This window comes from Streptomyces sparsus (genome assembly GCF_054776295.1).
The window spans coordinates 1-2,283 of sequence record NZ_BAAHCA010000805.1 but is presented as its reverse complement, the minus strand read 5'-3'; the positions used below and the strand labels follow the sequence as shown (position 1 = coordinate 2,283).

The window sequence follows — 2,283 nt, the reverse complement described above, 5'->3', positions numbered from 1 at the left end:
CGGGGTGCTCCAACGCCGCCACCCGGCCCAGCCCCCACACCCCGGCCTGCTCCGGGTCGTGGGGGGCGCTGCCGGGACCGAACCCGGCCTGCGTCACGGTCCACAGCCGCGCGTCCACACCGGCGTCACCGAGGGCCTGGACGACCGCCATCGCCGTGGCGACACCGCGACCGACCTCGGCGGATTCGGTGCCGGCGGCGCCGGTCTCCGCCGGGTCGGTACCGGCGGTGCCGGCGTCCGCGGAGGAAGCGGAAGGGAGCGAGAGGCAGGACAGCACACCGTCGGGCGCTCCCTCCTCGACGGCCTTCGCGATCAGGCGGGCGAGGCCGTCCCGGTCCTGTGCCTCGCACGTCAGCCGCTCCAGCCCCGGTACGAACTTCTCCAGTTCGTCGAACAGCGGCTCACCGGGGGGCTGAAGCAGCAGCCAGCGCCCGTCGACCGACGCTCCCGCTCCGTCGGGCACGGCTTCCCAGCCCACCCGGTAGCGCCACCCCTCGGTCTCCACCCGCTCGGTGTGCGCGCTGCGGAACGATTGCAGAGCCGGAAGTACGGTGTGGAGCGCCTCCTCGGGCACTCCCAAAGCGTCGGCCAGTTCGGGAGACTGCGTGCGCTCCAGCGTCTGCCAGAGCAGGGTGTCCGCCCGGTCGGCAGCGGAGGCCCCTCCACCGGTATCGCGCCCGGTCGTGAGCTGGAGGTGGTCGGGAACGATGGTGGGCCAGAAGCGCGTCCGCTGAAACGGGTACGTCGGCAGCTCGACGAGACGGTTCGGGATCGCCTCCGCCCCCGGGGCGGCCGCACGCCGGAGGATCGAGGACCAGTCGACGTCAACACCAGTCGTGTGCATCTGCGCGATGCCTCGCAGCACGGCGGCACACTCCGGCATCTGCTTGCGCAGCAGAGCGGCGCAACTGTGCCCGGCCTCGGCACCGCTGTCCGTGAACTGGGGAAGGCTGTGCTGGGTGAGGGCCGTGAGAGTGCTGTCGGGCCCGATCTCCAGGAAACGGGTGACGCCCTGGTCGGTGAGGGCGCGGATGCCGTCGGCAAACCGGACCGCCTCCCGGACGTGACGCGCCCAGTAGTCGGCTGTGACCAACTCGCCGTCACCGGCCACCGTTCCGGTGAGGTTGGAGACGACCGGGATCGTGGGGGCAGCGTAGGTGACCTGCTCGGCAACCGCACGGAACTCCGCCAGCATCGGCTCCATCAACGGGGAGTGGAAGGCGTGACTCACCCGCAGACGCGAGGTGCGGCAACCGGAGGCGGAAAGGCGGTCGGCGACCTCGGACACAGCTGCTTCGGCTCCGGCGATGACGACCGCGCGGGGGCCGTTGACCGCCGCGATCGACACCTCATCTGTGCGGCCCTCCAGCTGCGGCAACACCTCCGCCTCGGAGGCTTCCACCGCCACCATCACCCCGTCGGAGGGCAGCGCCTGCATCAACTGGCCCCGGGCGACGACCAGACGGCACGCGTCCGCCAACGACAACACACCCGCCACGTGGGCGGCAGCGAACTCGCCGATGGAGTGTCCCACCAGGAAGTCCGGGCGCATCCCGAAGGACTCGACCAAGCGGAACAGGGCCACCTCGACTGCGAACAACGCAGGCTGAGTCCACTCCGTGCGGTTCAGCAACTCCGCGTCGTCACCGAACACCACCGACTTGAGATCCTCGCCGACATGCGCACAGACGTCGTCGAAGGCGTCGGCGAACACCGGGAATGCCTCGTACAACTCACGCCCCATGCCCGGACGTTGCGCACCCTGGCCCGAGAACAGGAACGCGACCTTGCCTTCGGCTCCGACTGTGCCGGCCACGGTGTGAGTGCCTGTCCCGCCCTCGGCCAACTCCCTGAGCTCATGGATGAGGTCGTCTCGTTCGGTTGCGACCACAACCGCGCGGTGTTCGAAGGAGGACCGGCTCAGAGCCAGGGCGCGTGCCAGGTGCGCGGGGACGAGATCGGGCTGTCGGCTCAGAGTTTCCAGGAGCAGACCGGCCTGCGCCCGGAGGGCGGCGTCCGTCCGGCCGCTGACCAGGCAGGGCACGGGAAGCCCGGGCTCCATCCGGGCCGGGTCCGTTTCGGAATGGTCCGAAGCGGTGGCCGGATGCTCTGGTGCGTGTTCGAGGATGACGTGGGCGTTGGTCCCGCTGAGCCCGAAAGAGGAGACGCCCGCGCGGCGAGGGTGGTCGTTCTGCGGCCAGTCCTGCGGTTCGGTCAGCAACCGCACCCCACCGGCGGACCAGTCCACATGCGAGGACGGCTCCTGCGCATGCAACGTCGCCG

The 2,283-nt window shown here is 70.7% G+C and carries 1 protein-coding gene; it reads right to left on the bottom strand.

Annotation, left to right across the window (positions count from 1 at the left end):
- The coding region (locus tag ACYVE9_RS23590) for an acyltransferase domain-containing protein (RefSeq protein ID WP_461029908.1) at positions 1-2,248 on the bottom strand (2,248 nt) is incomplete at its 3' end.
- Positions 2,249-2,283: the final 35 nt, after the last annotated feature.